The organism is Corallococcus sp. AB018, assembly GCF_003986945.1.
In the GTDB taxonomy this organism is placed as follows: domain Bacteria; phylum Myxococcota; class Myxococcia; order Myxococcales; family Myxococcaceae; genus Corallococcus; species Corallococcus exiguus.
Genome location: NZ_RAWR01000387.1, coordinates 1 through 3760, shown reverse-complemented (window position 1 = coordinate 3760; position 3760 = coordinate 1). Strand labels below are relative to the sequence as shown.

Sequence of the window (3760 nt, the reverse complement as noted above, 5' to 3'; positions counted from 1 at the left end):
TGTCGTAGGGGTCCGCGTCCCCCTGTCCAAAGTCATACCCTGTCGTCCAGGCCCCGCTGAGGTCCGGATGGTCGAGCCTGCCGCTGTCGAGCACGGCGATCTTCACGTTGCCGGTGACACTGTTCCAGGCCGTGGGCAGGTTGATGGCCGGGTAGTTCCACTGCTGTGAGTACAGCGGGTCCGTCGGCGTGGCGAAGAACTCCATGTAGAGGTTCTCGTGCGCGTATTCGACGTCTGGATTCCGCCGCAGCTCCGCGATGGCCTCCAGGGTGCGCGCCTCCTCCTCCGCGATGGAGGTGGCGGCGGACCGCGCCTCCGCTTCCAGCGACACCACCACCGCGCCGCTGGAGAGAGGCTGGACGAGCTGGGCACGGAAGCCCCGGACCGGAGGCAGCTCGGCGTCCGTGAGGGCCCTGTCGGAGCCCTTGAACTTCACGATGGCCTGTCCCGGCACGAACCGGCGGGGATTCTTCGACGGCGCGGTCTGCGTGGCGATGGGCGCGGCCGTGGTCGCGACGGGCGCGGCGGGGACCTCAGCGCCGCAGGCACTCAGCAATAGGGATGAAAACAGGACGGATAGAACAGACTTCTTCACACAACCCCCCAGGTGAAAGGACTGGGTCCAGCAGGCTGCGAGGGGTGAAGATTGTCAATCTATTTTAACTGCTAGTTCTTGTTTTGTGGTTTTTCCTGGTTGAAGATTGCTGAAGATTCACAGCGACGGTGCAAGCAGCACGACGGAGTAGCCCACCGCCGTGCGCGCGCCGGGGTTCTCGTAGGAGTGCTTCTGGTCTCCCCGGAAGACGACGACGTCTCCGGCCTCCAACACGAAGCGCTCGCCGCTGGCCACCAGCGCGAGGGTCCCAGTCTCACAGGCCAGGTACTCGCGCGTGCCTGGGGTGTGGGGCACGCCGGTGATGCGCGCCTTGGGCGGCAGCTCCATCCGGTCGAACTCCATGCCCGGCAGTGGATCCGGCAGGAGCTTGCGCAGGAAGGCCGCGCCGCGCTGCTTCATCGGCAGGCTGTCTCGCCGGTAGTGCCGGGCGCTCGCCTTGGGCCGGGCGAGCAGTTCCTCCAGTGACACCTGTAGCGCCCCCGCCACGCGGTGCAGCACCGACAGCGTGGGGTTCGCCGCGCCGGACTCCAGATGCGCCCAGGTGGCCCGGGGCACGCCCGCCAGCTTCGCGAGCTGCACCTGCGTGGCCCCTCGCGTCTCCCGCAGCGTCCTCAGGTTGCGCGCCAGCCTGCCTGGAAGGTCCTCTTCGCTCATACGCTGGCATTCTGCCAACGCATTGGCGCTCATGCCATCTTGTCGGCACCCATCCGCCATCCATGCCTCAAGGAGAGACACGCCATGGACATGCGGAATCAAGCAGTGCGTCACTGGAGGGTAGCGCCCGGCTCCAGCTCCACCTTCACCCAGCCTGGCTTGCGCAGGTCGAAGTTGCGGTACGCGTCGATGGCGGAGGCCATGGACTTCACGTGGCTCAGGATGGCCGTGGGGTCCACCGTGCCGGAGCGCACCAGCTCCAGCAGCTTGGGGATGTACTTGCGGTGGTTGCAGTTGCCCATGCGCAGGGTGAGGTTCTTGTTCATCGCCTCGCCAATGGGGAATGCGGTCATCGTCTGCGGGTACACGCCGATGATGGACAGCGTGCCCGCCTTGGCCAGTGACTGCACCGACCACTGCGCGGCCTGCGACGGCGCGTCGCCGGGCACCCAGTTGTCCCCATCCGGCTTCTGCTTGGGCGCGACCTGCTCCACCTCGCGCTTGAACTCGGGCTTCTCCGCCTTGGCCTTCTTGGCGGCCGGGCCGTGGTGCGCGTGCTGCGCGTCCACACCCACCGCGTCGATGGCGCGGTCCACGCCGATGCCCGCCGTGAAGCGCTTGAGCGTCTCCACCGGGTCCTCCTGCTCGAAGTTGATGACCTCCGCGCCCTGGGTCCTCGCGAGCGCCAGGCGGTCCTCGTGGCTGTCGATGGCGAAGACGCGGCCCGCGCCCAGCAGCCTCGCGCTCACGATGGCGAACAGGCCCACCGGGCCGCAGCCGAACACCGCCACGGTGTCACCGGGTTTGATTTCCGCCATCTCCGCCCCGAAGTAGCCCGTGGGGAAGATGTCCGAGACGAGGATGGCCTGGTCGTCGGTGACGCCTTCGGGCACCTTCACCATGGTGATGGCCGCGTGCGGGATGCGCGCCTTCTCCGCCTGCATGCCGTCGAAGGGGCCCGTCATCTCCGGACCGCCGAAGAAGGCGGTGCCCGCGGCGGGGCCGTTGGGGTTCGCGTCATTGCATTGGGCGTAGTAGCCCGCGCGGCAATACGAGCAGTTTCCGCACGCGATGGTGGAGCAGATGACCACGCGGTCGCCCACGTTGAAGTTGCGCACGTCCTTGCCCAGCTCCTCGATGACGCCCACGCCTTCGTGGCCGAGGATGGTGCCGGGCTTCATGCCCGCCATGGTGCCGCGGATCATGTGCAGGTCCGTGCCGCAGATGGCGCTGGCGGTCAGCCGGATGATGGCGTCCGTGGGCTCCTTCAGCTTCGGCTCCGCGACGTCGTCCAGCCGGATGTCTCCGATGCCATGGAAAACGACTGCCTTCATGTTCCGCTCCTTGCCCCGCCAGGGCCTCGAAAGACGTGAAGGCCCACGGCGCCTTCGCGAAGGCACATGGGACCCGTTCGTCTGGACTCTGGGCACGGCGGTGGGGCCGGGCAGGACCGGCGCCGCGCTCCCTCCACTGGAGAGCGGGCGGAGAGGCAGTGGCCCTATCGCCCGGTCGAGTGGACCTGGATGGCGAGCCGCTTGCCGAACACCTTGCGGAAGGAGGCGACCTCGCGCTCGACGTTCCACAGCTCCAGGTCGAGGGCCTGGCGGGCGTGCAGGTGCAGCGTCACCGCCTCGCGGCCGTCCGTCACCTTGAAGTCGCGGATGGGCTGGTGGTGGCTGTGGTCCAACGCGTTCGCCAGGCGCAGCAGCGTGGCCAGCTTGCGCACGCGGCGCGCTTCGGACGGGGTGAGCCCGGCCATGCCGGAGTGGGACAGCTCCGGCGGGGAGCGCCGGTGGTAGCGGGCGACGCGCGCGATGATTTCACGCTCGCGGTCCGCGAGGCCCGGGATGTCCGCGTTGTGGATGAGGTAGTACGTGTGGCGGTGGTGGCGCTCGTAGCTGACCGCCGTGCCAATGTCGTGCAGCAGCGCGGCGACCTCCAGGTGCGGGCGCACGGACAGGGGCAGCTGGTGCAGTGAGGCCAGTCCGTCGAAGAGGGCCAGGGACAGGCGGGCCACCTGGCGGGCGTGCTTCTCGTCGAAGCGGAAGCGCTGGCCCATGACGATGGCCGCGTCCGCGAGGCTGTGGTCCTCGCGCGTTTCGTCCTGGCGGTAGAGCAGGTCCACCAGCAGGCCGTCGCGCAGGCCGCGGTTGACGACGCTGACGGACTCCACGCCCAGGTGGCGCGCGACGCCCTCCAGGATGACGGCGCCAGAGACGATGATGTCCGCGCGGCGCGGGTCGAAGCGCTTGCGGCGGCGCTCCGGCGGCATCTTCGCCAGGGCCTCCACGGTCTGGGTGAGCTGTCGCACGGTGGCATTGCCTCCGTTCTCCGCGGCGGCGAAGCCGACCACGGCGCCAATGGTGCCGGACGAGCCCAGCGCCACGCGGGGCAGGGCGGGGAGCTTCTCCGGGAGCGTCTTGTGGAGCGTCTCCTCCACGAAGCTGCGCATCAGCCGCAGCTGCTTGGGCGTCACGGCGCGCGCGGTGT

General features: G+C 68.7%; 3 protein-coding genes and 1 pseudogene. All 4 read right to left on the bottom strand.

Features of this window, described 5'->3' with window-relative positions:
* Positions 1-595: pseudogene (locus D7Y11_RS41890) on the bottom strand (hypothetical protein); the annotation flags it as partial.
* Between the two features lie 117 nt (positions 596-712).
* On the bottom strand, positions 713-1270 hold the full coding sequence (locus D7Y11_RS41885; protein ID WP_120581213.1) for a helix-turn-helix domain-containing protein: 558 nt from the start codon (positions 1268-1270) through the stop codon (positions 713-715).
* A gap of 110 nt (positions 1271-1380) precedes the next feature.
* Complete coding sequence (locus D7Y11_RS41880; RefSeq protein WP_120581212.1) at positions 1381-2604, bottom strand: zinc-dependent alcohol dehydrogenase; 1224 nt, start codon at positions 2602-2604, stop codon at positions 1381-1383.
* Between the two features lie 164 nt (positions 2605-2768).
* The coding region (locus D7Y11_RS41875) for an HD domain-containing protein (protein WP_126936453.1) at positions 2769-3760 on the bottom strand (992 nt) is incomplete at its 5' end.

What these genes read in the sequence shown, in the direction of transcription:
- D7Y11_RS41885 (WP_120581213.1), bottom strand. Translation starts at nt 1,270, where the DNA reads ATGAGCGAAGAGGACCTTCCAGGCAGGCTGGCGCGCAACCTGAGGACG.
- D7Y11_RS41880 (WP_120581212.1), bottom strand. Translation starts at nt 2,604, where the DNA reads ATGAAGGCAGTCGTTTTCCATGGCATCGGAGACATCCGGCTGGACGAC.